This window comes from Halomonas alimentaria (assembly GCF_009902005.1).
GTDB classification, from domain to species: Bacteria; Pseudomonadota; Gammaproteobacteria; order Pseudomonadales; family Halomonadaceae; genus Halomonas; species Halomonas alimentaria.
Window position 1 is genome coordinate 1,522,930 of sequence record NZ_WUTT01000001.1, and the last position, 25,941, is coordinate 1,548,870.

19 protein-coding genes are annotated in these 25,941 nt (G+C 66.9%); 14 read left to right on the forward strand and 5 right to left on the reverse strand.

The window, feature by feature from the left end:
* Positions 1 to 84: 84 nt before the first annotated feature.
* The 5 genes from gph (at position 85) to trpC (ending at position 5,140) form a co-directional block, all read left to right on the forward strand.
* On the forward strand, positions 85 to 879 hold the full coding sequence (gene gph, locus GRB96_RS07265) for a phosphoglycolate phosphatase (RefSeq protein ID WP_161433041.1): 795 nt from the start codon (positions 85 to 87) through the stop codon (positions 877 to 879).
* A gap of 253 nt (positions 880 to 1,132) precedes the next feature.
* Complete coding sequence (gene trpE, locus GRB96_RS07270) at positions 1,133 to 2,629, forward strand: anthranilate synthase component I (RefSeq protein WP_161433042.1); 1,497 nt, start codon at positions 1,133 to 1,135, stop codon at positions 2,627 to 2,629.
* Positions 2,630 to 2,648: 19 nt separating this feature from the next.
* Positions 2,649 to 3,257 carry an anthranilate synthase component II gene (locus tag GRB96_RS07275; RefSeq protein ID WP_161431519.1) on the forward strand — a complete coding sequence of 203 codons (609 nt, stop codon included), beginning with the start codon at positions 2,649 to 2,651 and terminating at the stop codon, positions 3,255 to 3,257.
* A gap of 16 nt (positions 3,258 to 3,273) precedes the next feature.
* On the forward strand, positions 3,274 to 4,293 hold the full coding sequence (trpD, locus tag GRB96_RS07280) for an anthranilate phosphoribosyltransferase (protein ID WP_161433043.1): 1,020 nt from the start codon (positions 3,274 to 3,276) through the stop codon (positions 4,291 to 4,293).
* 43 nt (positions 4,294 to 4,336) lie between these two features.
* Complete coding sequence (gene trpC / locus GRB96_RS07285; RefSeq protein ID WP_161431520.1) at positions 4,337 to 5,140, forward strand: indole-3-glycerol phosphate synthase TrpC; 804 nt, start codon at positions 4,337 to 4,339, stop codon at positions 5,138 to 5,140.
* A gap of 21 nt (positions 5,141 to 5,161) precedes the next feature.
* On the opposite strand, the gene GRB96_RS07290 is transcribed toward trpC, so the two are convergent.
* Positions 5,162 to 6,961, reverse strand: coding sequence for a cation:proton antiporter (locus GRB96_RS07290; RefSeq protein ID WP_161431521.1), 1,800 nt, complete (start codon positions 6,959 to 6,961; stop codon positions 5,162 to 5,164).
* Between the two features lie 158 nt (positions 6,962 to 7,119).
* Positions 7,120 to 10,251, reverse strand: coding sequence for a D-2-hydroxyglutarate dehydrogenase YdiJ (ydiJ, locus tag GRB96_RS07295; RefSeq protein WP_161431522.1), 3,132 nt, complete (start codon positions 10,249 to 10,251; stop codon positions 7,120 to 7,122).
* Positions 10,252 to 10,431: 180 nt separating this feature from the next.
* Here ydiJ and serS point away from each other — a divergent pair, with 180 nt between their 5' ends.
* On the forward strand, positions 10,432 to 11,709 hold the full coding sequence (gene serS, locus GRB96_RS07300; RefSeq protein WP_161431523.1) for a serine--tRNA ligase: 1,278 nt from the start codon (positions 10,432 to 10,434) through the stop codon (positions 11,707 to 11,709).
* Positions 11,710 to 11,841: 132 nt separating this feature from the next.
* On the forward strand, positions 11,842 to 12,945 hold the full coding sequence (locus GRB96_RS07305; protein WP_161431524.1) for an AI-2E family transporter: 1,104 nt from the start codon (positions 11,842 to 11,844) through the stop codon (positions 12,943 to 12,945).
* Positions 12,946 to 13,026: 81 nt separating this feature from the next.
* On the opposite strand, the gene trxA is transcribed toward GRB96_RS07305, so the two are convergent.
* On the reverse strand, positions 13,027 to 13,350 hold the full coding sequence (gene trxA / locus GRB96_RS07310) for a thioredoxin (RefSeq protein ID WP_161431525.1): 324 nt from the start codon (positions 13,348 to 13,350) through the stop codon (positions 13,027 to 13,029).
* 243 nt (positions 13,351 to 13,593) lie between these two features.
* Here trxA and cysB point away from each other — a divergent pair, with 243 nt between their 5' ends.
* Positions 13,594 to 14,565, forward strand: a complete 972-nt coding sequence (gene cysB, locus GRB96_RS07315) for an HTH-type transcriptional regulator CysB (RefSeq protein WP_161431526.1) — start codon at positions 13,594 to 13,596, stop codon at positions 14,563 to 14,565.
* Between the two features lie 110 nt (positions 14,566 to 14,675).
* Here the strand turns inward: cysB and GRB96_RS07320 are convergent, their stop codons facing one another.
* Positions 14,676 to 15,296 carry a phosphoadenosine phosphosulfate reductase domain-containing protein gene (locus GRB96_RS07320; RefSeq protein WP_161431527.1) on the reverse strand — a complete coding sequence of 207 codons (621 nt, stop codon included), beginning with the start codon at positions 15,294 to 15,296 and terminating at the stop codon, positions 14,676 to 14,678.
* Between the two features lie 124 nt (positions 15,297 to 15,420).
* A complete protein-coding gene (pabB, locus tag GRB96_RS07325; RefSeq protein WP_161431528.1) occupies positions 15,421 to 16,782 on the reverse strand; it encodes an aminodeoxychorismate synthase component I in 1,362 nt (453 codons plus the stop codon).
* Between the two features lie 231 nt (positions 16,783 to 17,013).
* Between pabB and GRB96_RS07330 the strand changes: the two genes are divergently transcribed.
* From GRB96_RS07330 to GRB96_RS07355, 6 genes are all read left to right on the forward strand, one after another.
* Positions 17,014 to 17,724: a GntR family transcriptional regulator gene (locus GRB96_RS07330; protein WP_161431529.1), complete on the forward strand. Its 711-nt coding sequence runs from the start codon at positions 17,014 to 17,016 to the stop codon at positions 17,722 to 17,724.
* 30 nt (positions 17,725 to 17,754) lie between these two features.
* On the forward strand, positions 17,755 to 18,645 hold the full coding sequence (prpB, locus tag GRB96_RS07335) for a methylisocitrate lyase (protein WP_161431530.1): 891 nt from the start codon (positions 17,755 to 17,757) through the stop codon (positions 18,643 to 18,645).
* A gap of 43 nt (positions 18,646 to 18,688) precedes the next feature.
* Complete coding sequence (gene prpC, locus GRB96_RS07340) at positions 18,689 to 19,816, forward strand: bifunctional 2-methylcitrate synthase/citrate synthase (protein WP_161431531.1); 1,128 nt, start codon at positions 18,689 to 18,691, stop codon at positions 19,814 to 19,816.
* An 82-nt stretch (positions 19,817 to 19,898) separates the two neighbouring features.
* On the forward strand, positions 19,899 to 22,514 hold the full coding sequence (gene acnD / locus GRB96_RS07345; protein WP_161431532.1) for a Fe/S-dependent 2-methylisocitrate dehydratase AcnD: 2,616 nt from the start codon (positions 19,899 to 19,901) through the stop codon (positions 22,512 to 22,514).
* On the forward strand, positions 22,511 to 23,689 hold the full coding sequence (gene prpF / locus GRB96_RS07350) for a 2-methylaconitate cis-trans isomerase PrpF (RefSeq protein ID WP_161431533.1): 1,179 nt from the start codon (positions 22,511 to 22,513) through the stop codon (positions 23,687 to 23,689). The genes acnD and prpF overlap by 4 nt, the downstream gene beginning before the upstream one ends.
* Before the next feature lie 123 nt (positions 23,690 to 23,812).
* Positions 23,813 to 25,294, forward strand: a complete 1,482-nt coding sequence (locus tag GRB96_RS07355; RefSeq protein WP_161431534.1) for a bifunctional 2-methylcitrate dehydratase/aconitate hydratase — start codon at positions 23,813 to 23,815, stop codon at positions 25,292 to 25,294.
* The last annotated feature ends 647 nt before the right edge of the window (positions 25,295 to 25,941 follow it).

A 25,941-nucleotide genomic window follows, 5' to 3' on the forward strand; every position in this document is an offset into this window, starting at 1 on the left:
CAGAAGCGGGACTGGCTGCTGGCGCGGGGGACTCCGCCAAGCCTGCCCACGGGGCAGGGGCCCCACAGAGTACAAGGAGCGAGCATGCACCCCATTCTCGATGGCATCGAACTGGTGGCCTTCGACCTCGACGGCACCCTGATCGACTCGGTGCCCGACCTGGCCATCGCCGTGGACGCGGCCCTGGCCGAACTGGGCCTGCCCCTCGCCGGCGAGGCGCTGGTGCGCGACTGGGTCGGCAATGGCTCCCGGGTATTGATGGAGCGCGCGTTGAGGTTGGCAACGTATCCCAGCGAGGCGCCGGGGACTGATCGTAGAGGGGGTCCTATGCCAGGGATGGCATCGGTAGCGCCCAGGGATGGGTTCACAGCGCCCCCTCGTAGATCAGTCGCCGGACCAGCCTCGCCCACGGCGGCTGGTGAAGTCGATGAAGCCCTGCTGGAGCGCGCTCATGCCGCCTTCCTCGAACACTACGGCCGCGATCCCGGAGCCCATACCCGGCTCTACGCGGGAGTGCGCGAGTGCCTGGATGCCCTGCGCGGCCGTGGCTTGCCCCTGGCGCTGGTGACCAACAAGCCCCATGCCTTTATCGCGCCACTGCTGGAGGGCGTGGGGCTCGACGCGCACTTTGCCCTATGCCTGGGCGGCGACAGCCTCCCCGAGAAGAAGCCGCATCCGGCACCGCTGCTGCATGTCGCGGCCCACTTCGATGTCTCGCCCGCGGCCTGCCTGATGGTGGGAGACTCACGCCACGATGTCGCCGCCGGCAAGGCCGCGGGTTTCCGCACCCTGGCGGTCCCCTACGGTTACAATCACGGCGAGCCGGTGCGCGACAGCGGCCCGGATGGCGTGGTTGAATCGCTGGCGGAACTCGTTTAACGTGAGCTTGGCTATTGCTATAAGGTAGAGCCTTTTCAATATGTTATTGATATAAGACGCGGACACCCCCTCGATGACCACCCGCATGTTCATGGACAACACCCGCTCCAGCGGCGCCCCCCTTGCCGCCTTCCTGTCTGCCCGGCCGCCCGCTCGGGGCGGCTGGCGATGGTGACGCTCACTCCACTCGCTTGAGCCGCTGCGCCTGGGCGCCTGCCATTGCCAACCCGTCTTATCGAGGATACCGGGCATGATGACCCCCGAACGCTTTCATGAGCTGGCCGATGCCGGCTATAACCGCATCCCGGTCACCCGCGAGGTGCTGGCCGATCTCGACACACCGCTCTCTACTTACCTGAAGCTCGCCAATGCGCCCTGGACCTTCCTGCTGGAGTCGGTGCAAGGCGGCGAGAAGTGGGGGCGCTACTCGATCATCGGCCTGCCCTGTCGCGAACGCATCGAGGTACGTGGTTTCAGCATCAGCCATATCGTCGACGGCGAACTCCACGGTGCCGCCGAGGTCGAGGACCCCCTGGCCTGGATCGAACAGTTCCAGGCGCGCTTCAAGGTGCCGCGCCTGGATGACCAGCCGCGTTTCGACGGGGGGCTGGTGGGCTACTTCGGCTATGACACCATCCGCTATATCGAGCCGCGCCTGCGCAGCGAGGCCGCCGCCGCCAAGCCCGACCCGCTGGATGTGCCGGATATCCTGCTGATGGTGTGCGATGAACTGGTGGTGTTCGACAACCTCTCCGGTCGCCTGACGCTGTGGACCCATGCCGATCCGGCCGAGCCCGGCGCCTATGCCAGCGCCGTGGAGCGACTGGAAGCGTTGGAGATCCGCCTGCGCAGCGCCACCCTCAACACCGTGAGTCCCGGCACCGGCAGCGCCGCAGTGGAGGAGGGGGACTTCACCTCCGGCTTCACCGAGGCGGGCTTCAAGGCCGCGGTGGAGACCATCAAGGAGTACGTGCTGGCCGGCGACGTCATGCAGTGCGTGCCCTCCCAGCGCATGTCGATTCCCTATCGCGCCGCGCCGCTGGACCTCTACCGGGCGCTGCGCAGCCTCAACCCGTCGCCCTACATGTTCTTCCTCGACCTGGGCGACCACCAGGTGGCCGGCTCCTCGCCGGAGATCCTCACCCGCCTGGAGGAGGGCGAGGTGACGGTGCGTCCCATCGCCGGCACCCGCAAGCGCGGCCGCACCGAGGCCGAGGACCGTGAGCTGGAGGCGGAGCTGCTGGCCGATCCCAAGGAGCGTGCCGAGCACCTGATGCTGATCGATCTGGGGCGCAACGACGTCGGCCGCATCAGCGAGACCGGCTCGGTGAAGGTCACCGAGGAGATGGTGGTGGAGCGCTACTCCCACGTCATGCACATCGTCTCCAATGTTACCGGGCGACTCGCGCCGGGCCTCACCGCCATGGATGCCCTGCGCGCCACCTTTCCGGCGGGCACCGTCTCCGGCGCGCCCAAGATCCGCGCCCTGGAGATCATCGACGAGCTCGAGCCGGTCAAGCGCGGCATCTATTCCGGGGCGGTGGGCTACCTCTCCTGGCACGGCAACCTGGACACCGCCATCGCCATCCGCACCGCGGTGATCAAGGATGGCCAGCTGCACGTCCAGGCCGGCGCCGGCATCGTCGCCGATTCGGTGCCCGAGATGGAGTGGCAGGAGACCCTCAACAAGGGGCGGGCGCTGTTCCGCGCCGTGGCCATGGCCGAGCGTGGCCTGGACAACCTCGAATAGCCCGGTGGCGGAGAGACCCATGAAAGTCTGCATGATCGACAACTACGACAGCTTCACCTTCAACGTGGTCCAGTACCTGGGCGAGTTGGGTGCCGAGGTGGTGACCCGCCGCAACGATGCCATCACCCTCGACGAGATCGCGGCCATGGCCCCGACCCACCTGGTGATCTCGCCGGGCCCCTGCACCCCCGACCAGGCGGGCATCTCCATGGAGGCCATCCGCCACTTCGCCGGGCGCCTGCCGATACTCGGCGTCTGCCTGGGTCACCAGGCCATCGGTCAGGTCTATGGTGGCAAGGTCGTGCGTGCCCCCCAGGTGATGCATGGCAAGACCTCGGCCATCCGCCACTCGGGGCTCGGGGTCTTCGAGGGCCTGGAGGACCCCCTGGAGGTGACCCGCTATCACTCCCTGGTAGTGGAGAGGGAGACGCTTCCCGAGTGCCTGGAGGTGACCGCCTGGACCGATGACAATGACATCACGCCGGGGTTGATCATGGGGCTGCGCCACCGCGAGCTGGATGTGGAGGGCGTGCAGTTCCATCCCGAGTCGATCCTGACCCGCCAGGGCCACGAGCTGCTGGCCAACTTCCTGAAGCGTCGCCCCCAGGCGCCGCTGGGCCGTGCCTGATTCGAGGAGAACCATGATGCAGATGCGAGATGCCCTCGGGGCCCTGATGCGCCGCGAGAACCTCAGCTTCGCCGAGACCCATGAGGTGATGCGCCAGATCATGACCGGGGAGGTCAGCGACCCGCAGATCGCCGCCTTCCTGATGGGCATGGCCATGAAGGGCGAGACCGCCGAGGAGATCAGCGCCGCCGCCCAGGTGATGCGCGAATTGATGAAGCCGGTTCACCTCCAGGCGGACAACGTGGTGGACATCGTCGGCACCGGTGGCGATGGCGCCAACCTGTTCAACGTCTCCACCGCGGCGAGCTTCGTGGTCGCCGCCGCCGGCGGCCACGTGGCCAAGCACGGCAACCGCGGCGTCTCCTCCTCGTCCGGCAGTGCCGACCTCTTCGCCGTGGCGGGTATCCACCTCGACCTCGATGCCGAGCAGGTGGCGCGCTGCATCGAGCAGGTGGGCGTGGGCTTCATGTTTGCTCCCAACCACCACCCGGCGATGCGCTACGCGGTCGCGCCGCGCCGTGAGATGGGCGTGCGCACCCTGTTCAACATCCTCGGGCCCCTGACCAACCCCGCCGGCGCCCCTAACCAGGTGCTGGGCGTCTACGCCCCGGAACTGGTACCGCTGATGGCCGATGTACTGCGTCGCCTGGGCAGCCGTCATGTACTGGTGGTGCACGCCGAGGATGGCCTGGACGAGATATCCCTCGCCCAGCCGACCCTGGTGGCCGAGCTCAGGGAGGGCGAGATCCACGAGTACGTGATCACTCCCGATGAGCTCGGCATCAAGCGCCAGTCCCTGGATCCGCTGCGGGTCGCCTCAGCCGAGGAGAGCCTGCGCCTGGTGGAACAGGCCCTGGTGGGCGAGGGGCCGGCGGCGGACATCGTGTCGCTGAACGCCGGCGCGGCCCTCTATGCCGCCGACGTGGCCGACAGTCTCAAGGAGGGGGTGGCACTGGCCCAGGATGCCCAGGCTTCGAAGCTGCCCCTGGAGAAGCTCAAGGAACTGGCCAATTTTACCCGCGTCTTCCTGCAGTGAGCGCCCTTCACTCTCTTAGCGCACCCCCAAGAGGAGTCACCCCATGAGCGGTTCCAGTACCCCGACCATCCTGACCCGCATCCTCCAGCGCAAGGAGGAGGAGGTCGCCGAGCGCGCCCGCGCCGTGTCCGAGGCCGAGCTGCTGCGCCTGGCCGCTGAGCAGGGGGCACCGCGGGGCTTCAATGCGGCGCTGGCGCGACGCATCGCCCAGGGCGACCCGGCGGTGATCGCCGAGGTCAAGAAGGCCTCGCCCTCCCGCGGGGTGATCCGCGAGGAGTTCCGTCCCGGCGAGATCGCCGCCAGCTATGCCGAGGGTGGCGCCGCCTGCCTCTCGGTGCTCACCGACGCCGACTTCTTCCAGGGCCACGAGGACTTCCTGATTGAGGCCCGCGACGCCTGCAGCCTGCCGGTGATCCGCAAGGACTTCATCACCCACGGCTATCAGGTCAGCGAGGCTCGCGCCATCGGCGCCGACTGCATCCTGCTGATCGTCGCGGCCCTGGACGACGCCCAGCTGGCCGACCTGCACCGCCAGGCGCTGGAACTGGGCATGGACGTGCTGGTGGAGGTCCACGACGCCCTGGAGCTGGAGCGGGCACTCAAACTGGACCTCGACCTGGTGGGCATCAACAACCGCGACCTGCACACCTTTGACACCACTCTGGACACCACCCTGGAGCTGCTGCCGCGCATACCCGCCGGTGTCACCGTGGTCACCGAGTCCGGCATCCACACCCCCGGCGACGTGCTGCGCATGCGCGAGCACGACGTCAACGCCTTTCTCGTCGGCGAGGCCTTCATGCGCGAGGCCGATCCCGGCCAGGCGCTTAGGCGGCTGTTCTTCTGAGCCGCTTGAGCAACTCGATGCTCAGAACGCCGGCGATGTCGGGTCGATCAGGCAGATGACCGTCTCGCCGGGCTGCGGGTCGAGTTCGCTTCGATCGCTGGCTACCCGCACTTGTCCCTTGGCGTCGAGGCAGAAGAGTGCCAGCAGCCGGTCGTCGTGGTCGCGGCGATAGGCGACGAAGTCGTGATCCTCATGCAGGCGTGCCACGCGCACCTCGGCGCCGCGGGCGACCCGGCTGGCCAGGTCGGCCCAGCTGACCTTCTCCCCGAACAGCCGCGGCAGTTCGGCCAGGTCCCGGGGACGCTGGCGCTCGGCCTGGTCATCCCTGCTGGCCTCGATGCGAAATACCTTGCCGGGAGCGAACTGCTCGGCGAAATGCAGCGCCGCCAGGTCGTTGGCCTCGCGATAGGGCGAGAGGGGCAGGAAGTGGCCCAGCCCGGTGAGCTCCAGATGGGTCTCGGCATGTTCGGAGTGGGGCTTGCCGTAGTAGACCGGTAGCCCCACCATGCGCGCCGCTTCCAGCGCCTCACGGTCGGTATCGGTCAGGCGAACCGCGAAGCCGGCCTGCTGCAGCGCCAGGGCGATGGTGCGTGCCACCGGGTTGGCGCCGAGGATCAAAAAGCCGCTGGGCGGCGGCGTCATCACCCCCAGTGCCCTGGCGATGGGGCGTGACAGCAGGCTCTGGATCACCACGGTGGCGATGATCACCAGGAAGGTCACCGGCACCAGCATCTCGGCGCCCTCCACGCCCTGCTCCTCCAGCTTCAGCGCGAACAGCGAGGCCACCGCCGCGGCGACGATGCCGCGGGGGGAGATCCAGGCCAGCAGCGCCCTCTCCCGGAGGTCCAGGCCGCTGCCCAGGGTACAGAACCACACCGCCAGGGGGCGGGCCACCAGCATCAGCACGCCGAGGTACGCCCAGGCCGGCCAGCCCAGTAGGGCGAGCTGGTCCAGCCGCAGGCGTGCGGCGAGCAGGATGAAGAGCCCCGAGATCAGCAGGACCGTCAGGGTCTCCTTGAACTCGATGATCGGCTCGGTGGGTACCCGCTTCATGTTAGCCAGCCAGGCGCCCATCACGGTGACGGTGAGCAGGCCCGATTCGTGGAACAACTGGTTGGAGAGGGTGAAGAGCGCCAGCATCACCATCAGGGTGCCGAAGCTGTGCAGCTGGCGCGGCAGCCAGTGGTGGCGCAGCACGCAGCCCCACAGGTAGCCGCCGGCGCCGCCCAGGCCGAAGCCGATCACCAGGGTGAAGCCGAACAGCGCCAGGGTGTGGGTAAAGGGGTCGCCCGCCGCGCCGATGACCACGAACTCGTAGACCAGCACGGCGCCGATGGCGCCCACCGGGTCGATGAGGATGCCCTCCCAGCGCAGGATCCGGGAGAGCGACTCCTTGGCGCGCAGTGTCTTCAGCAGTGGCAGCACCACCGTGGGCCCGGTGACCACCAGCAGGGCACCGAGCACGCTGGCCATGCCCCAGGAGAGGCCCAGCAGCCAGTGGGCGGTCAGGGCGCTGACCACGGCGGTGATCAGGGCGCCCCAGGTGACCAGCCGGCTTACCGTATGGCCGTGGCCACGCAGCTCGCCGAGGTTCAGGGTCAGGCTGCCCTCGAATAGGATCACCGCCACGGCCAGCGAGACCAGCGGGAAGAGCAGGTCGCCGAGCAGGGCGTCTGGATCGAGCAGGCCACTTGCCGGCCCCACCAGGATGCCGGTGATCAGCAGCGGCAGGATGGCGGGCACCCGGAGGCGCCAGGCGAGCCACTGGCAGGCCAGCGATAGCAGGCCGATGCCGGTGAGGAGTACGGCGGGGCTGTCCATGGCGAGGCTCCAGGCGGGGTCCACTCTGCAGATTAGCCACTACCGATGGGTAGCGCTATACGCGTGATGCCGCAGTTGCCGGAGCGTCTCGTCCGCAGGCGCGGGGGCGCGCACCGCGAGGCGCCCGTTCCTGGCGCCTCGTGTCGTGCAGTGCGGCTCTAACCCTGCCGCTTGAGCTCGGCCAGCAGCGCCTGCAGCGGATGCGGCAGCGCCGTCTCAGACAGGCGCTTCACCTGGCTGCGGCAGGAGTAGCCGGTGGCCAGCAGGCGACCGGCGCTTGCCTCGGCCTCGACTACCGGCTGCCACGACTGGGCGTAGATGGTCTTCGAGGTCTCGAGGTTGCGCGCTTCATGGCCGTAGGTGCCGGACATGCCGCAGCAGCCGGTCGCGACCAGTTCGAGCTCCAGGCCGAAGGCGGCGAACAGCTGTTGCCAGGCCCTGGGGCTGCCCGGGGCGTTGGTCTTCTCGGTGCAGTGCGAGAGCAGCCGGTACCCGGGCCCCGTCACCGCCAGTCGGCGGGGGGCAAGGGTCGGCAGAAGGGCGGCCAGCCACTCCTGCAGCATCAGTACCTCGGGCACGGCGTCGGCCCCCAGCGCCTTCACGTACTCCTGGCGATAGGTGAGGGTCATGGCCGGGTCGATGCCCACCAGCGGTACCCCGGACTCGGCCAGCATCCCGAGTCGTTCGGCCTGTTTCGCGGCGGTGTGCTCGAAGGCACCCAGGAAGCCCTGCACGTTGAGCGGCTTGCCGTTGGGAGAGTAGGGGGCCACGAAGACCCGGAACTCAAGCCGGCTCAACAGCTCGACGATATCCATGACCAGCCGGGCCTCGAAGTAGCTGGTGAAGGCGTCCTGGACGATCACCACACTGCGCGCCTTCTGGGCATCGGTGAGCAGGCCCAGCGAGGTCGGGGTCGCCTCCGCCACGCCCCAGGCCGCCAGCTGCTTCCTCAGGCTGGCGCGGGAGAGCCGGGGGCTGTCCACCATGCCGACGGGGCCGGCCAGCAGGCGCTCCACCAGCCGGTTGCCCAGGGCGGCATTGTAGAGCGGGGCGATGCGCGACAGGGTCGGGACCATGAACTCCAGGCCGCCGATCAGGTAGTCACGCACCGGGCGCAGGTAGCGGCCGTGGTAGACCTCGAGGAATTGCGCGCGGGAGTCCGGCACGTTGACCTTGATCGGGCACTGGCCGGCACAGGACTTGCAGGCCAGGCATCCGGCCATGGCGTCGTAGACCTCGTGGGAGAAGTCCTTCTCGCCGCGTCGCCTGGCCAGGGTGTTGCCGAGCCGCTTCGGGAAGTCCCTGACGAAGCCCCAGGCACCCTCGGCCTTCTTCTTTCGGGACTCCTCGACCAGGTCGACGCCGGCCTCGCTCTGCAGGCGCAGCCACTCGCGGACCAGGCTGGCGCGCCCCTTGGGGGAGTGGATGCGGTCGCGGGTGGCCTTCCACGACGGGCACATGGCGTCATCGGGATCGTAGTTGTAGCAGGCACCGTTGCCGTTGCAGTAGACGGTGGCGGCGTGGGCCTGCCATGCTCGCTCGTCGATGGTCCGATCGTGCTGGCCCCGGGTCGGCACACCATCGATGGTCAGCAGGCCCGGGTCGACCAGGTTCACTGCCTCATCTTGAGTGGCTTCTCCTGTCGCCAGTGGGGTAGCGATCTTGCCAGGGTTCAACTGGTTGTGGGGATCGAAGGCCGCCTTGATCCGCTGCAGGCTGGGGTAGAGCTCGCCGAAGAACCTCGGCGCGTACTCCGAGCGCACGCCCTTGCCGTGCTCTCCCCACAGCAGGCCGCCGTACTTGCGGGTCAGCTCGGCCACCTCGTCGGAGACCTCGCGGATCAGCCGCTCCTGGGCCGGGTCCTTCATGTCGATGGCGGGGCGCACGTGCAGCACCCCGGCATCCACGTGGCCGAACATGCCGTACTCGAGGCCCCGGGCATCGAGGGCGGCCCGGAATTCGGCGATGAAGTCGGCCAGATGCTCCGGGGGCACCGCGGTGTCCTCGACGAAGGGGATGGGGCGCTTCTCGCCCTTGGCATCGACCCTGGCGTTGCCCAGCAGGCCCACGGCCCGTTTGCGCATCCCGTAGACCTTCTGGATCTGCCCGCGCCCCTCGGCCAGGGTGAAGCCCAGGCGCTCGACGCTGTGGTCACTCTCCAGGTGGCGACAGAAGGCCTCGACGCGCTCACTCAGGCGCTCGGGGTCATCGTCGTTGAACTCCACCAGGTTGATGCCGCGTACCGGCGTCTCACCGGCGGGGAAGAACTCCGCCACGCTGTCCCAGACGAAGTCCTCCATGGCCAGGGTCAGTACCCGGTCGTCAACCGTCTCGATAGAGGTGGGGCCGGCGGAACTGGCCTTGAGCGCCTTGGCGTCGCGCAGGGCATCCATGAAGCCGGCGTAGCGCACATTGACCAGGGTTGAGTGTCTGGGGATCGGCAGCACGTTGAGCACCGCCTCGTCGAGCAAGCCCAGCGAGCCCTCGGAGCCACACAGCAGGCTGTTCATGTCGAGCCGGCCCCGGTCATCTCTCAGGTGCGCCAGGTCGTAGCCGGTCAGGCAGCGGTTGAGGGGCGGAAACTTGGCCCGGATCAGCTCGCCCTGGGTATCGATGACCTCCAGGGCGGTACGGTAGGCACGGCCGCTGGTGGTCTCGGGGGCACACAGCGTCTGAAGCTCGCTCTCCGCCACCGGCCGGCTGACCAGCCTCTCGCCGCCCAGCAGGAGTGCCTCGAGCTCGAGCACGTGGTCACGGGTCTTGCCGTACTCGCAGCTGCCCTGGCCGCTGGCGTCGGTGGAGATCATGCCACCGATGGTGGCGCGATTGGAGGTCGAGAGGTCGGGGGCGAAGAACAGCCCGTGGGGCTTGAGCGCCGCGTTGAGCTGGTCCTTGACCACCCCGGCCTGGACCCGCACCCGGCGGTTCTCCACGTCGATCTCGAGAATCCGGTTCATGTGCCGCGACACGTCCACCACCAGACCGTCGGTGAGCGACTGGCCGTTGGTGCCGGTGCCGCCGCCGCGGGGCGTGAGCACCACCTGGCGGTGCTCGACCTGGCCGGCCAGGTGGGCGATGCGCTGCAGGTCCTCGCCGTGGCGGGGGTAGAGCGCGGCCTGTGGCAGGCGCTGGTAGATGGAGTTGTCGGTGGCCAGCACCGTACGATCGGCGTAGTCCGGGGCGATCTCACCCTCGAAGCCGGCGGCCTTCAGGGTCTCGAGAAAACGCAGGTAGGGTGCGGCAAGCCCGGGGGCGGTGCCGGCATCGGTGGTGTCCAGTCGAGCGATCATGGGCATCTTCGTGAGGAAGCGTGGATGGAGCTACTTTACCGCGCGGGGCCCGAGGGCGCATCCCGGCGGCCGGTTCGCGTGGCGCCACTTTCGCCTTTTGCCTACAATGGTCGGTCTGTTTCCTGCCGCCGCTTACCCGCGGCCGACACCTCCAATCACCGACTGCAACGGACCGATTCCATGCTCGATCCCAAACTGCTGCGCAGCGACCTCGAGACGGTCGCCCAACGACTCGCCAAGCGGGGCTTTGCCTTGGACACCGAACGCCTTTCGGCGCTGGAGTCCCGGCGCCGGGAGCTGCAGGCCGAGACCGAGTCGCTGCAGGCCGAGCGCAACACCCGCTCCAAGGCGATCGGCAAGGCCAAGGCAGCGGGCGAGGATATCCAGCCGCTGCTCGACGAGGTGAGTGATCTGGGCGAGCGCCTGGATGGCGCCAAGACGCGTCTGGCCGAGGTCCAGGCCGAGTGGGACGATGCGGTGAGCGGCATTCCCAACCTGCCCCACGAGAGCGTGCCCGAGGGGGCCGACGAGAGCGACAACGTCGAGCTGCACCGCTGGGGCACCCCCCGCGAGTTCGACTTCACGGTTCGCGACCACGTCGACCTGGGCGAACTGAAGGGGGACCTCGACTTCGACCTGGCCGCCAAGCTGACCGGGGCGCGTTTCGCGGTGATGCGCGGACCCATCGCGCGGCTGCACCGTGCGCTGACGCAGTTCATGCTCGACAAGCAGACCCAGGAGCATGGCTACGAGGAGTGCTACGTGCCCTACATGGTCAACGAGGCTTCGCTGCGCGGCACCGGCCAGCTGCCCAAGTTCGGCGAGGACCTGTTCAGGCTGGACGATGAGCGCGGCTACCACCTTATCCCCACCGCCGAGGTGCCGCTGACCAACTTTGCTCGTGACGAGATCCTCGAGGCCAAGGCGTTGCCGGTGAAGCTCACCGCCCATACGCCCTGCTTCCGCAGCGAGGCGGGCTCCCATGGCCGCGATACGCGCGGCATGATCCGCCAGCACCAGTTCGACAAGGTGGAGATGGTGCAGATGGTCGAGCCGGAGCAAAGCTACACGGTGCTGGAGGAGATGCGCGGCCACGCCGAGGCGATTCTCCAGGCCCTCGAGCTGCCCTACCGGGTGGTGACCCTGTGCAGCGGCGACATGGGATTCGGCGCCGCCAAGACCTACGACCTGGAGGTATGGATCCCCAGCCAGGAGACCTACCGCGAGATCTCCTCGGTCTCCAATTGCGAGGACTTTCAGGCGCGGCGCATGCAGGCGCGCTTCCGCCATCCCGAACAGAAGAAGCCACAGCTGCTGCATACCCTCAACGGCTCCGGTCTGGCGGTGGGGCGTTGCCTGGTGGCGGTGCTGGAGAACTACCAGAACGCCGACGGCTCGGTGACCGTGCCCGAGGCGTTGCGTCCCTATATGGGGGGGCAGGAAGCGATCAATCTGTAACCTGGCCCAGTGCCTGGGTGCATCGAACCCCCGCCGGCGGCGGGGGTTCGGCGTTTTGGAGACATTGCTGTCGATTGTTGCCGTCCTGGCGAAGGGGCATGATGAAGGCCATGAACGGCTAGGGAGATCCTGATGAGGGATGCTGACGAGGATACGACGGGCATCATACCGCTGAACCTGGTGCTGGGGCTGGCGGCGCTGGTGGTGATCGTGGCCGGTATGCGGGCCGGTGCCAGCCTGCTGGTACCCATGCTGCTGGCGGCCTTTATCGCGGTGATCTGCACCGCACCGGTACTGTGGCTCAACCGCCATGGCCTGGGATTGCGCCTCTCGGTATGGCTGACCCTGATAGTGATCGGCGGAGTCATCTCGCTGCTGGGCGTGCTGCTGGTCAACAGCTTCGGTACCTTCGTCGATGCCCTGCCGGGCATCGAGCAGAAGCTCTATGACTACTACCTGGGGCTGCTGGATGGCCTGTCGCGCCTGGGTCTGGCCATCGATACCGAACGCCTGGCCGAGCTGCTGGATGCCGAACAGCTGGGCGGCTGGATCCCGGCCCTGATCGGGGAGGTGGGCAACCTGCTGATGCAGAGTGTCGTGGTCGGGCTGCTGGCGGTGTTCATGCTCTTCGAGACCCTGAATTTCCGCGACAAGCTCTCCCGTGCCCTGGCCAACCCGGCCCCCAGCCTGGATCGCTTCAGCGAATTCAGCCTGACCCTCAAGCGCTACCTGGCGGTGAAGACGGTGGTCAGCCTGGTGACCGGCGCCCTGGTCTGGGTCGCCTGCCTGCTGGTGGGGGTGGATTTCCCGCTGCTATGGGCGGTGCTCGCCTTTGCCCTCAACTATATTCCCAATATCGGGTCGGCCATCGCCGCGGTGCCGCCGGTGATGCTTCTGCTGGTCTCGCCCCAGGGTGGTCTGATCGATGCGTTGCTGCTGGCGTCGGCCTATCTGGGCATCAACTTTTTGATCGGCAATATCGTCGAGCCACGGATGATGGGCAAGGCGCTGGGGCTCTCCACCTTCGTGGCCTTCCTGTCGCTGGTGGTATGGGGTTGGGTCTTCGGCGCGGTGGGGATGCTGCTGTCGGTGGTGCTGACCATGACCCTGAAGATTGCCCTGGACAGCCACCCCCAGACACGCTGGATCGCCCATCTGCTGGGGCCGGGCGACGAGCCGGCGCTGGTCGCGGCGGATCGGCCGCCTTCCGAGCGGGACGACGAAGAGGGGGTCTGACAGGGGGCTGAAACGACATCGCCCCGGCCGAGGCCGGGGCGATGTCGACGGTGTACTGCCGTCGGCCTACTACAGTGCCGCTCAGGCGTTCTGTTCGATGAACTGGCTGAGCTGGGACTTGGATTGGGCGCCGACCAGCGAGGCGACCTTGGTGCCGGACTTGAACAGCATCACGGTGGGGACGCCGCGGACGCCCTGCTCGGCGGCGATCTCGGGTGCATCGTCGACATTGATGCTGACGACCTTGAGGTTGCCGCTGCGCTCCTCGGCAACCTCGTCGACCACCGGTGCCATCACCTTGCAGGGACCGCACCAGGGTGCCCAGAACTTGAGCAGCACCGGCGTGTCGGCCTTGAGGACTTCCTGCTCGAAGTTGGCATTGGTGACATCGACGTTATTGGCCATGGGGTTCTCCAGTTGCGTTGCGCTGCATCGAGCGGATCGGGTAGGCAGGCGACAGCTCGGGTCGCCTGTCCGGTCGGACGATGTTAGCGGTCGTCCGGAGTGCTGGCAAATCGGGAATGTCTATCGGCGCTATGTGCGGCGCCAAGCATTATATGCTATAAAGGCATTAGTATTTCATTTGATATTCCATTTTCCATCGCTTCGACGCCCTTCAGCCGGATGGGGCGGCATGGGAGAGTCGCCATGAAACTGCAGCAGCTGCGCTACGTCTGGGAAGTCACTCGCCACAACCTCAATGTCTCGGCCACCGCCCAGAGCCTGTTCACCTCGCAACCCGGGATCTCCAAGCAGATCCGCCTGCTCGAGGATGAGCTGGGCGTCGAGATCTTCGCCCGCAGCGGAAAGCACCTGACACGGGTCACTCCGGCGGGGCAGGCGATCGTCGAGCTGGCCGGCGAGGTGCTGCGGCTGACCGACAACATCAAGGAGGTCGCTCAGGAGTTCAGCGATGAGCGCCGTGGCAGCCTGTCGGTGGCCACGACCCACACCCAGGCGCGCTACGCACTGCCGCCGGTGATCCGCGAGTTCACGCGCCAGTACCCCGACGTGGCCCTGCATATGCAGCAGGGTACGCCCAAGCAGATCGCCCAGATGGTCAGCGATGGCCAGGCAGACTTCGCCATCGCCACCGAATCGCTGGAGCTGTTCAACGACCTGGTGCTGCTGCCCTGCTACCGCTGGAACCGCTGCATCCTGGTGCCCCAGGGACACCCCCTGGCCGAGGAGGGCGAGCTGACCCTGGAGGCCATCGCAAGGCATCCTCTGGTCACCTACGTGTTCGGCTTCACCGGCCGTTCCCAGCTCGACGATGCCTTCCGTGACAGGGGACTTACCCCCAACGTGGTGCTGACTGCCGCCGATGCGGACGTGATCAAGACCTATGTGCGTCTGGGCCTCGGGGTAGGGATCGTCGCCCATATGGCGGTGGATCCGGAGCACGACACCGACCTGGTGGCGCTGGACGCCGGCCACCTGTTCGCGAGTTCCACTACCAAGATCGGCATCCGCCGCGGCACCTTTATGCGCGGCTATATGTACGACTTCCTCAAGGGGTTTGCGCCCCATCTGGAGCGTGACGTGGTGGATGCCGCCCTGGCCGCCGGGCCGCGCCACGAGCGGGGGCTGTTCGAGGGACTCGAGCTGCCGCTGCGCTAGGCGGTGGTGATGACCACGGCGTCGCCGGCGGCTATCACGCGGCGACGCATGGTGCGGAGGATGAAGACGGCCGCCCGGAACACCGGGCGGCCGTGCTGCATTCAGCGGGCTCAGTGCTGCAGGTGCAGGCCGCACTCGCGCTTGGCCTCGACCTTGGTGGGGTCGAAGTAGTCGAACTCGTTGGGCAGGTCGTGGCGCAGGAGATAGGCATGGAGGTCCTTCGCCGTCCAGTGCAGCAGCGGCGCCACCTTGAGCAGCCCGTCGGCATTGCGGCTGACCGGCGCCATGCGCGAGCGCTGGGGGGTGTCCTCGGCGCGCAGGGCGGTGAACCAGACGTCTGGCGCCATCTCGCCGAGAGCCCGCTCGAAGGGCTCGATCTTCACTTCCCGGGTAAAGGCGTCGTGTCGTGGGTCGTCGATGCCGGGGAAGGGACCGTCCAGCGCCTCGCGGTGAGCGCGGGTGCGACGCGGCAGGTAGCTGATCAGGTTGAGGTCGAGGCGGCGCACCAGGGCGTCGGCGAAGCTGTAGGTGGCCTCGGTGTTGTAGCCGTGGTCCATCCACACCACCGGAATATCCGGCCGCTGGCGGGAGACCATGTGCAGGATGACCGCCTCGAAGGGGCGGAAATTGGTGGTGCAGATCGGCCGGCTACCCTGGCCCAGGGCCCAGCGGATCAGTGCTTCCGGGTCCTGGCCGAGGTCGCGGTTGATGATGTCGAGCGTCTCAGTCATGGGGCGTCTCCTGATGCGTATGCCGCCTACCCTAGCCGAGCCGCGGGGGGCGCGCCCAATACCGATTTCTTGCGTTGTTATTACAAAAACAGTGAAAGGTGGCTTCTCCTTATTCCCTTTTGTCTCAAGTCGAGAGTGCCGACATCAGGTGGCGGATCTTGTCCCAGGTCTCCTGATACTCCGCCTCGCCCTCCGAGTCGGCCACCAGGCCGCCGCCCCCCCACAGGTGCAGGCGGCCGCCGTCCGCCACGGCGGTGCGGATGGCGATGGAGGTGTCCATATGGCCACGGGTGTCCATATAGCCGAGGCTGCCGCAGTAGACGCTGCGCCGGCTCGGCTCCAGCTCGTCGATGATCTGCATGGCACGTACCTTGGGAGCTCCGGTGATGGAGCCACCGGGGAAGGCGCCTGCCAGCAGCTCCAGCGGCGTGCGTCCGTCGGCAAGCGTGCCGGTGACCACGCTGACCAGGTGATGGACGTTGGTGTAGCTTTCCAGGCCACACAGTTGTGGCACCCGTACCGTGCCGGGGCGACAACTGCGCCCCAGGTCGTTGCGCAGCAGGTCGACGATCATCACGTTCTCGGCGCGATCCTTCAGGCTCCCCTCGAGTTCGGCGGCTAGGCGGGCGTCGCTCCCGGGGGTGTCGCCGCGTGGTCGGGTGCCCTTGATGGGGCGGGTCTCCACCTGGCCATCACGGCACGCCAGGAAGCGTTCCGGTGACAGTGAGAGGATCGCTTGCTCGCCCTGTGCGGAGGGCCAGGTCATGAAGCTGGCGAAGGGCGTCGGGGTGGCCGCGCGCAGCCGTCGATAGGCCGCCCACAGGTCGCCTTCGTAGGGCGCGCTGAAGCGCTGGGCCAGGTTGACCTGGTAGCAGTCGCCGGCGCGGATATAGCGCTGCACCGCCTCGAAGCGGTCCAGATAGGCGTCGCGGTCGAGCTCTGCGGCAAACGGGGCCGTCAGGTGGCAGTCGTTCTCGGCGGCGGGAGCGGCGTTCAGCCACTCGAGGGCCTGGCGGCGGCGCTCGGGAGTGGCCACCAGCCAGGCCTCGCCACGCTGGTGATCCTGGATCAGCGCCCAGTCGTAGAGGCCCACCCGGCTGGCCGGCAGCGCCACGGCGCGGCGGGCACGTTGCCCCACCGGCTCCAGCTGATAGCCGAGGTCATAGCTCCAGTAGCCGATCAGCCCGCCCAGGAAGGGCAGTTCGCTCACCGGCAGCGGCCCGGTCGCGGGGAGTCGCTCGAGCAGCGCCTGCTGGGCGGCAAAGGGGGAGAGGTCCCGAAGCTCCGGCACGCCGTCGACCCGGCCCGCCTCATCCACCTCAAGCACTGCCAGCGGGTCGCTCGACAGGATGTCGTAGCGCCCCGCCGGTGCCTCCGGACGGCCACTGTCCAGCAGCACAGCACCGGGCCTTCGGCGCAGGCGCGCGAAGGCGGAGAGCGGGGTGGGCCGATAGGGGTGCGGCGTGATCTGGAGTGGTGAGCTCATCGACGGGACGGGCCTGTACAGAGGGGGCGCCCATTCTAGGCGCCGAGGGCGCCGCTGTCCTCGTTGCGGGGCGCTTGCCGACTCAACGCTGCCGGCCGCATTGTCGACATCTGGAGCCGGCAAGGCTGGGTTGTCTACAACCAAAGACGTATCGTTCGGCCATGACGCCATGTTGACCCGAGGACGGGCAATGGCTACTCTTCGCTCATCCCATAATTGTCGACAATCATCATGAAGCCAGCCGAAGCCGAATCGTCCAGCCCCGAGGTGCGTACCCTCGCCGAGCGCGTCTTCCAGCAGCTGCAGGATGCCATCGTCCGCGGCGAGATGGCACCCGGCAGCAAGATCACCGAGCCTGGCCTGTCACGCACCTATGGCATCTCCCGTGGACCGCTGCGCGAGGCGATGCGCCGCCTCGAGGCGCACCGCCTGATCGAGCGGGTGCCCCACGTCGGCGCCCGGGTGGTAAAGCTCTCCATGAAGGAGCTGCTCGAGCTGTTCGACGTGCGTGAGGCCCTGGAGAGCATGGCCGCCCGCCTGGCGGCCGAGCACATGACCGCCGAGGAGATCGCTGGGCTGCGCGAGGTGCTCGCGATGCACGAGCGCCAGGCCGACCTCAAGAAGGGCGAGGCCTACTTCCAGCGCGAGGGTGACCTGGACTTCCACTACCGCATCGTCCAGGGCAGCCACAATCGCATGCTGGTGACCATGCTCTGCGATGACCTCTATTACCTGGTGCGGCTCTACCGCACCCAGTTCAGCGCCAGTGGCTCTCGCCCCCAGCGCGCCTTCGTCGAGCACCATCGCATCGTCGACGCCATCGAGGCCGGCGACGCCGAGCTCGCCGAACTGCTGATGCGACGCCATGTCAGCGCCTCCCGGTCCAATGTCGTCGATCGCTACGCCGCTTCCCTCAGGGAGCTGGAAGAGACCACTGCCTGACCCCTTACCGGATACCACAGGAGAAACACCATGACCCAGCAGACTCCCGGCGCTCGCTTCCGCGCCGCCCTCGAGGCCAATCGCCCGCTGTCCATCGTCGGTACGATCAACGCCTATACCGCCATGATGGCCGAGCGCGTGGGCCACCAGGCCATCTACCTCTCCGGCGGCGGCGTGGCCAACGCCTCCTTCGGCCTGCCGGACCTGGGCATGACCACCATGAACGACGTGGTCGAGGACGCCCACCGCATCTGCGGCGCTACCGACCTGCCGCTGCTGGTGGACATCGATACCGGCTGGGGTGGGGCCTTCAACATTGCCCGCACCGTCAAGGAGATGCAGCGTGCCGGCGTGGCCGCCGTGCACCTCGAGGACCAGGTCGCCCAGAAGCGCTGTGGCCACCGCCCCAACAAGGAGATCGTCTCCAAGCAGGAGATGGTCGACCGTGTCAAGGCTGCCGCCGATGCACGCCTCGATCCGGACTTCTATCTGATCGCCCGCACCGACGCCTTCCAGAAGGATGGGCTGGATGCCGCCATCGAGCGCTCACAGGCCTGCATCGAGGCGGGCGCCGACGCCATCTTCGCCGAGGCGGTGCACACCCTCGACGACTATCGTGCCTTCTGCGAGCGCGTCGATGCGCCGATCCTGGCCAATATCACCGAGTTCGGTGCCACTCCGCTGTTCTCCCAGCAGGAGCTGGCCGAGGTAGGCTGCCGCATGGTGCTCTATCCGCTGTCCGCCTTCCGCGCCATGAACGCGGCGGCGCTCAAGGTCTACCAGAGCATTCACGACAACGGCCACCAGCGTGACGTGGTCGACTTGATGCAGACCCGCGACGAGCTCTACGACTTCCTCAACTACCACAGCTTCGAGCAGAAGCTCGATGCCCTCTTCGTCGAGAAGGGCAGCGACGCCTGAGACGCGCCCCACACCGGAAACACCATTCAAGAGGAGAGAGAACATGGCTGATAAACCCGTTAGTGGCGCAGGCCTGCGCGGCCAGAGCGCCGGCACCACCGCCCTGTGCACCGTCGGCAAGACCGGCTCGGGCCTCACCTACCGCGGCTTCGACATCAAGGAGCTGGCGGAGAAGGCGAAGTTCGAGGAAGTGGCCTACCTGCTGCTCAAGGGCAAGCTGCCCAACCAGGCCGAGCTCGACGCCTACATCACCAAGCTCAAGGGCCTGCGCGGCCTGCCCGCCGAACTCCGCACCGTGCTCGAGCAGATCCCCAAGGATGCCCACCCCATGGACGTGATGCGCACCGGCGCCTCCATGCTGGGCAACCTGGAGACCGAGCAGAGCTTCGATGAGCAGCAGGACGTCTCCGACCGCCTGCTGGCCGTGCTGCCGTCGATCATCTGCTACTGGTACCGCTTCAGCCACGATGGCGTGCGCATCGAGACCGAGACCGACGACGAGTCGGTGGGTGGCCACTTCCTGCACATGCTGCGCGGCGAGCCGGCTTCCGAGCTGCACGCCCGGGTGATGAACGTCTCGCTGATCCTCTACGCCGAGCACGAGTTCAACGCCTCCACCTTCACCGCACGCGTCTGCGCCTCCACGCTCTCCGACATGCACTCCTGCGTGACCGGCGCCATCGGCTCCCTGCGCGGCCCGCTGCATGGTGGTGCCAACGAGGCGGCCATGGAGATGATCGAGGACTGGAAGTCCGCCGACGAGGCCGAGAGCAAGATCCTCGGCATGCTCGAGCGCAAGGACAAGATCATGGGCTTCGGCCACGCGATCTATCGCGAGTCCGACCCGCGCAACGCGATCATCAAGGAGTGGTCGAAGAAGCTTTCCGAGGACGTCGGCGACAGCGTGCTCTACCCGGTCTCCGAGCGCGTCGAGGCGGTGATGTGGCGCGAGAAGAAGCTGTTCTGCAACGCTGACTTCTTCCACGCCAGCGCCTACCACTTCATGGACATCCCCACCAAGCTGTTCACGCCGATCTTCGTCTGCTCGCGCGTCACCGGCTGGTGTGCCCATGTCTTCGAGCAGCGCGCCAACAATCGCATCATTCGCCCGAGTGCCGACTACATCGGTCCGGAGAAGAGCGAGTGGGTACCGATCGAGCAGCGCGACTGATCGATCGCCGCCCCCGGACGGCCGACCTGGCCGTCCGGCCTTCTTCCCCCTTCTCCGACGCCTGCAAGAGACCCCTCACGCCATGAATACCGACTACCGTAAACCGCTTCCCGGCACCGAGCTGGACTACTTCGACGTGCGTGCGGCCGTCGAGGAGATCCAGCCCGGTGCCTACGACACCCTTCCCTATACCTCGCGGGTACTGGCCGAGCAGCTGGTGCGCCGCTGCGAGCCGGAGATGCTCACCGACTCGCTCAAGCAGCTGATCGAACGTCGTCGCGACCTGGACTTCCCCTGGTACCCGGCCCGGGTGGTGTGCCACGACATCCTCGGCCAGACGGCACTCGTCGACCTGGCCGGCCTGCGTGACGCCATCGCCGAGCAGGGTGGGGACCCCGCCAAGGTCAACCCGGTGGTGCCGACCCAGCTGATCGTCGACCACTCCCTGGCCGTGGAGCATGCCGGCTTCGAGGCGGACGCCTTCGACAAGAACCGCGCCATCGAGGATCGTCGCAACGAGGATCGCTTCCACTTCATCGAGTGGACCAAGACCGCCTTCGAGAACGTCGACGTGATCCCCGCCGGCAACGGCATCATGCACCAGATCAACCTGGAGAAGATGTCGCCGGTGGTGCAGCACCGCGACGGTGTGGCCTTCCCCGACACCTGCGTGGGCACCGACAGCCATACCCCGCATATCGACTGCCTGGGCGTCATCGCCGTCGGCGTCGGTGGCCTCGAGGCCGAGACCGTGATGCTGGGCCGTCCCTCCATGATGCGCCTGCCCGACATCGTCGGCGTGGAGCTGACCGGCAAGCCCAAGCCCGGCATCACCGCCACCGATATCGTGCTGGCGATCACCGAGTTCCTGCGCCGCGAGCGCGTGGTGGGGGCGTATCTCGAGTTCTTCGGCGAGGGGGCCAAGACCCTTACCATCGGTGACCGCGCCACCATCTCCAACATGACGCCCGAGTACGGGGCGACTGCGGCGATGTTCTATATCGACGAGCAGACCATCGACTACCTGACGCTGACCGGCCGCGAGCCGGAGCAGGTCGAGCTGGTCGAGACCTACGCCAAGCAGACCGGCCTGTGGGCCGACAGCCTGGCCGGTGCCCAGTACGAGCGGGTGCTGACCTTCGACCTGTCCAGCGTGGAGCGTAACCTGGCGGGCCCCTCCAACCCGCACCGTCGCCTGCCCACCAGCGCCCTGCATGACCGCGGCATCGCCGTGGACTACGACAAAGCCCAGGCGGAGGAGAGGGAGGGCAAGATGCCCGATGGCGCGGTGATCATCGCCGCCATCACCAGCTGCACCAACACATCCAACCCGCGCAACGTGGTGGGTGCCGCCCTGCTGGCCAAGAAGGCCAATGAACTGGGCCTGACGCGCAAGCCCTGGGTAAAGAGCTCCTTCGCCCCCGGCTCGAAGGTGGCGCGCCTCTACCTGGAGGAGGCCGGGCTGCTGCCGGAGCTGGAGAAGCTCGGCTTCGGCATCGTCGCCTACGCCTGTACCACCTGTAACGGCATGTCCGGGGCGCTCGATCCCAAGATCCAGCAGGAGATCATCGACCGCGACCTCTATGCCACCGCGGTGCTCTCCGGCAACCGCAACTTCGACGGTCGCATCCACCCCTATGCCAAGCAGGCCTTCCTGGCCTCACCGGCACTGGTGGTGGCCTACGCCATCGCCGGTACCGTGCGTTTCGACATCGAGAAGGATGTGCTGGGTACCGACAAGGGCGGTAACCCGGTGACCCTCAAGGACCTGTGGCCCTCCGACGAGGAGATCGATGCCATCGTCGGCGAGTTCGTCAAGCCCGAGCAGTTCAAACAGGTCTATATCCCGATGTTCGACCTGGACGCCTTCGAGAAGGCCGAGAGTCCGCTCTACGACTGGCGCCCCCAGAGTACCTATATCCGCCGCCCGCCTTACTGGGAGGGCAACATGGCGGCCGTGCGTGAGCTCAAGGGCATGCGGCCGCTGGCGATCCTGCCGGACAACATCACCACCGACCATCTGTCGCCGTCCAACGCCATCATGATGGACAGCGCGGCGGGGGAGTACCTGCACAAGATGGGCCTGCCGGAGGAGGACTTCAATTCCTACGCCACCCACCGCGGCGACCACCTCACCGCCCTGCGGGCCACCCTGGCCAACCCCAAGCTCTTCAATGAGATGGTACGCGACGAGAACGGTGAGGTTCGGCAGGGGTCGCTGGCACGCATCGAGCCGGAAGGCGAGGTGACCCGCATGTGGGAGGCCATCGAGACCTACATGGAGCGCAAGCAGCCGCTGATCGTCATCGCCGGTGCCGACTATGGTCAGGGCTCCTCCCGTGACTGGGCGGCCAAGGGCGTGGCCCTAGCCGGGGTCGAGGCGATTGTCGCCGAGGGCTTCGAGCGCATCCACCGCACCAACCTGATCGGCATGGGCGTGATGCCACTGCAGTTCAAGGAGGGCACCACCCGTCACACCCTGCAGCTCGACGGTACCGAGACCTATGACGTCGAGGGCAAGCCGGCGCCGGGCGCGACCCTGGAGCTGGTGATCCACCGCAAGACCGGCGAGGTCGATCGCGTACCGGTGACCTGCCGCCTGGATACCGCCGAGGAAGTCACCATCTACTCCGCCGGCGGCGTGCTGCAGCGCTTCGCCAAGGACTTCCTGGAGTCCTCGGAGGTGGCAAGCGCATGAGCCAGGTTCCTCAGATCCGGATCCCCGCCACCTATATGCGTGGCGGGACCAGCAAGGGTGTGTTCTTCAAGCTGACCGACCTGCCCGAGGCTGCGCAGGTGCCGGGCGAGGCTCGCGACCGCCTGCTGATGCGGGTGATCGGCAGCCCCGACCCCTACCAGAAGCAGATCGACGGCATGGGCGGGGCCACCTCCAGCACCAGCAAGACGGTAATCCTCTCGAAGAGCGAAAGCCCCGACCACGACGTGGACTACCTGTTCGGCCAGGTCGCCATCGACAACGCCTTCGTCGACTGGAGCGGCAACTGCGGCAACCTTTCCGCGGCGGTGGGGCCCTTCGCGATCAGCAATGGCCTGGTTGACCCGGCGCGCATTCCGGAGAACGGCGAGGCCGAGGTGCGCATCTGGCAGGCCAATATCGGCAAGACCATCGTCTCCCGGGTGTCGATCCGGGACGGCGAGGTGCAGGAGACCGGTGACTTCGAGCTGGACGGGGTGACCTTTCCTGCCGCCGAGGTGCCGGTGGCCTTCAAGGACCCGGCGGACGGCGAGGGTGCCATCTTCCCTACCGGCAACCTGGAGGATGAACTGGAGGTGCCCGGTGTCGGCACCCTCAAGGCGACCCTGATCAACGCCGGCATCCCGACCGTCTTCCTGAATGCGGACGAACTCGGCTATACCGGTACCGAGCTGCAGGAGGCGATCAACGGCGACGCCGCGGCGCTGGAGAAGTTCGAGACCATTCGCGCCCACGGGGCGGTGAAGATGGGGCTGATCAAGGAGGTGGCCGAGGCCGCGGCCCGCCAGCACACCCCCAAGGTGGCCTTCGTGGCGCCGCCGGCAGACTACCTCGCCTCCAGCGGCAAGCAGGTGAAGGCCGATGATATCGACCTGGTGGTGCGCGCGCTCTCCATGGGCAAGCTGCACCACGCCATGATGGGCACCGCGGCAGTGGCCATCGCCTCTGCCGCGGCCATAGAGGGCACCCTGGTCAACCTGGCCGCGGGTGGTGGCAAGCGTAACGCCGTCACCTTCGGGCACCCCTCGGGCAGCCTGCGGGTCGGCGCCGAGGCGAGCCTGGTGGATGGCCGCTGGGTGATCGACGAGGCGGTGATGAGCCGCAGTGCCCGGGTGCTGATGGAGGGCTGGGTGCGCATCCCCGGCGACAGTTTCTAGGGCCTGCCTGGCCAGGGGTCTGCTGAAAGATAAAGACGCCCCGGGTCCCAGGACCCGGGGCGTCTTCTATAGTGAGGGTCACGCATCAAGGGCGTTTGCTCGACAAGGTGACAGGAGGAGTTCATGAGTACCGTGGAAGCCAACGTGCGGCCGGACTACGACGCCGAGCTGCAGAAGATCGCCGACTATGTGCTGGGCTACCGTATCGAGAGCGATGAGGCCTGGAACACCGCGCGGCTCTGTCTGATGGATACCCTGGGTTGCGGCCTGCTGGCGCTGCGCTTTCCCGAATGCACCAAGCACCTCGGCCCGCTGGTGGAAGGCACCGTGGTGCCCCATGGTGCCCGGGTGCCCGGCACCTCCTTTCGTCTGGATCCGGTGAAGGCGGCCTGGGATATCGGCGCCATCGTGCGCTGGCTCGATTACAACGACACCTGGCTGGCTGCGGAGTGGGGACACCCCTCGGACAACCTGGGGGCCATCCTGGCCGTGGCCGACCACCTCTCCCAGAAGCGAGTGGCCCAGGGCGAGGCGCCACTTACGATGCGCGACGTCCTCGAGGCGATGATCATGGCCCACGAGATCCAGGGGGTGCTGGCGCTGGAGAACTCCTTCAACCGGGTGGGGCTCGACCATGTGGTGCTGGTCAAGGTGGCCTCCACGGCGGTGGCGGCGAGGATGCTCGGTGCCGATCGCGAGCAGCTGCTCTCGGCACTCTCCCACGCCTGGGTCGATGGCCAGAGCCTGCGCACCTATCGTCATGCGCCAAACGCCGGGTCACGCAAGAGCTGGGCGGCGGGGGATGCCACCTCCCGGGCGGTGCGCCTGGCGGACATCGCGCTGCGCGGCGAGATGGGCGTCCCCGGTGCGCTCAGCGCCCCCCAGTGGGGCTTCTATGACGTACTGTTCAGCCATACCAACCGCGATCTGGCCACCAAGCCCGAGGGGGAGCGCCGCTTCCGATTCCAGTGCGATTTCGGCAGCTATGTGATGGAGAACATCCTCTTCAAGCTCTCCTTCCCGGCGGAGTTCCATGCCCAGACGGCCTGTGAAGCGGCGGTGACCCTCCACCCCGAGGTGAAGGGGCGAATCGACGAGATCGAGCGGGTCGTGATCACCACGCATGAATCGGCAATCCGTATCATCTCCAAGGAGGGCGACCTGGCCAACCCGGCGGATCGTGACCACTGCCTGCAGTACATGACCGCAGTGCCCCTGATCCTCGGCGAGCTGACCGCCGAACACTACGAAGATGACTTCCACGCCGCACACCCCGAGATCGATGCCCTGCGGGCGAAGATGGAGGTGGTGGAGGAGCCGCGCTATACGCATGACTATCTGGACCCCGACAAGCGCTCCATCGCCAACGCCATCCAGGTCTTCTTCACCGATGGCACCTCTACCGACCAGGTCGCCGTGGAGTACCCCATCGGCCATCGGCGGCGGCGTGAGGAGGGTATCCCGGTGCTGGAGGCCAAGTTCCGGTGCAATCTCGAGACGCGCTTCCCACGCTCGCGCAGCGAGAAGATACTGGCGCTTTGCCAGGACGCGCAGCGCCTGCAGATGACCCCGGTCCATCGCTTCATGGACCTGCTGGTGATCTGAAGGCGCAGGAAGCGACATGCTCTCAAGCGGGGCCATGGCCCCTGTCGTGTAACTGGACTACATTTTTCTCTGTAGGGGCTTGCACCCCACCGGGGAAAGCCGTAAAGTACGCATCCGCTGCCGGCGACGGGCACACGTTGCAGGCGGTGGAGGTGGCAGAAGTGATTGTTCTGCATGGAGTTTTTTCGGGTCACTTCGAAATATTCCGATTGACAATCACGGCACGTTCGGTAGAATGTGCGCCACTGGATTCGCAGTCACCTCGACGAGGTGAGGCAGTCAGCAGTCACGGCAAGCACGCTTCGCTAGACACCGCTTGACACCGCCAGGCGAATCGGTAGAATACGCCTTCCTCGCAGGGCGCTGGCGACACGGAGTTCGCTCCGGCCGGCAGCAAGCGAGACGCTTCACCCGACAGGGTTCGAAGCCGCTCTTTAACAATCGATCAGGTAATTCATGTGGGCGCTTGTCGATGGCTCGGTGATCCATATCATTGAACCATCAAGGCAAGCGACTCGTCATAGATCTTCGGATCTATTTGAGAACGTTTGAGCCTTGAGCCAAGTTTGGTGCTACTTCAAGCACTTATGATCTTAAACTGAAGAGTTTGATCATGGCTCAGATTGAACGCTGGCGGCAGGCCTAAC

Excerpts from the sequence above, each read along its gene's own strand:
- pabB (WP_161431528.1), bottom strand. The coding sequence starts at position 16,782 with ATGAGCTCACCACTCCAGATCACGCCGCACCCCTATCGGCCCACCCCG.
- GRB96_RS07305 (WP_161431524.1), top strand. The coding sequence starts at position 11,842 with ATGAGGGATGCTGACGAGGATACGACGGGCATCATACCGCTGAACCTG.
- cysB (WP_161431526.1), top strand. The coding sequence starts at position 13,594 with ATGAAACTGCAGCAGCTGCGCTACGTCTGGGAAGTCACTCGCCACAAC.
- trpC (WP_161431520.1), top strand. The coding sequence starts at position 4,337 with ATGAGCGGTTCCAGTACCCCGACCATCCTGACCCGCATCCTCCAGCGC.
- GRB96_RS07290 (WP_161431521.1), bottom strand. The coding sequence starts at position 6,961 with ATGGACAGCCCCGCCGTACTCCTCACCGGCATCGGCCTGCTATCGCTG.
- GRB96_RS07355 (WP_161431534.1), top strand. The coding sequence starts at position 23,813 with ATGAGTACCGTGGAAGCCAACGTGCGGCCGGACTACGACGCCGAGCTG.
- serS (WP_161431523.1), top strand. The coding sequence starts at position 10,432 with ATGCTCGATCCCAAACTGCTGCGCAGCGACCTCGAGACGGTCGCCCAA.
- trpD (WP_161433043.1), top strand. The coding sequence starts at position 3,274 with ATGCAGATGCGAGATGCCCTCGGGGCCCTGATGCGCCGCGAGAACCTC.
- GRB96_RS07330 (WP_161431529.1), top strand. The coding sequence starts at position 17,014 with ATGAAGCCAGCCGAAGCCGAATCGTCCAGCCCCGAGGTGCGTACCCTC.
- acnD (WP_161431532.1), top strand. The coding sequence starts at position 19,899 with ATGAATACCGACTACCGTAAACCGCTTCCCGGCACCGAGCTGGACTAC.
- ydiJ (WP_161431522.1), bottom strand. The coding sequence starts at position 10,251 with ATGATCGCTCGACTGGACACCACCGATGCCGGCACCGCCCCCGGGCTT.
- GRB96_RS07275 (WP_161431519.1), top strand. The coding sequence starts at position 2,649 with ATGAAAGTCTGCATGATCGACAACTACGACAGCTTCACCTTCAACGTG.
- trxA (WP_161431525.1), bottom strand. The coding sequence starts at position 13,350 with ATGGCCAATAACGTCGATGTCACCAATGCCAACTTCGAGCAGGAAGTC.
- prpB (WP_161431530.1), top strand. The coding sequence starts at position 17,755 with ATGACCCAGCAGACTCCCGGCGCTCGCTTCCGCGCCGCCCTCGAGGCC.
- gph (WP_161433041.1), top strand. The coding sequence starts at position 85 with ATGCACCCCATTCTCGATGGCATCGAACTGGTGGCCTTCGACCTCGAC.
- prpC (WP_161431531.1), top strand. The coding sequence starts at position 18,689 with ATGGCTGATAAACCCGTTAGTGGCGCAGGCCTGCGCGGCCAGAGCGCC.
- GRB96_RS07320 (WP_161431527.1), bottom strand. The coding sequence starts at position 15,296 with ATGACTGAGACGCTCGACATCATCAACCGCGACCTCGGCCAGGACCCG.
- prpF (WP_161431533.1), top strand. The coding sequence starts at position 22,511 with ATGAGCCAGGTTCCTCAGATCCGGATCCCCGCCACCTATATGCGTGGC.
- trpE (WP_161433042.1), top strand. The coding sequence starts at position 1,133 with ATGACCCCCGAACGCTTTCATGAGCTGGCCGATGCCGGCTATAACCGC.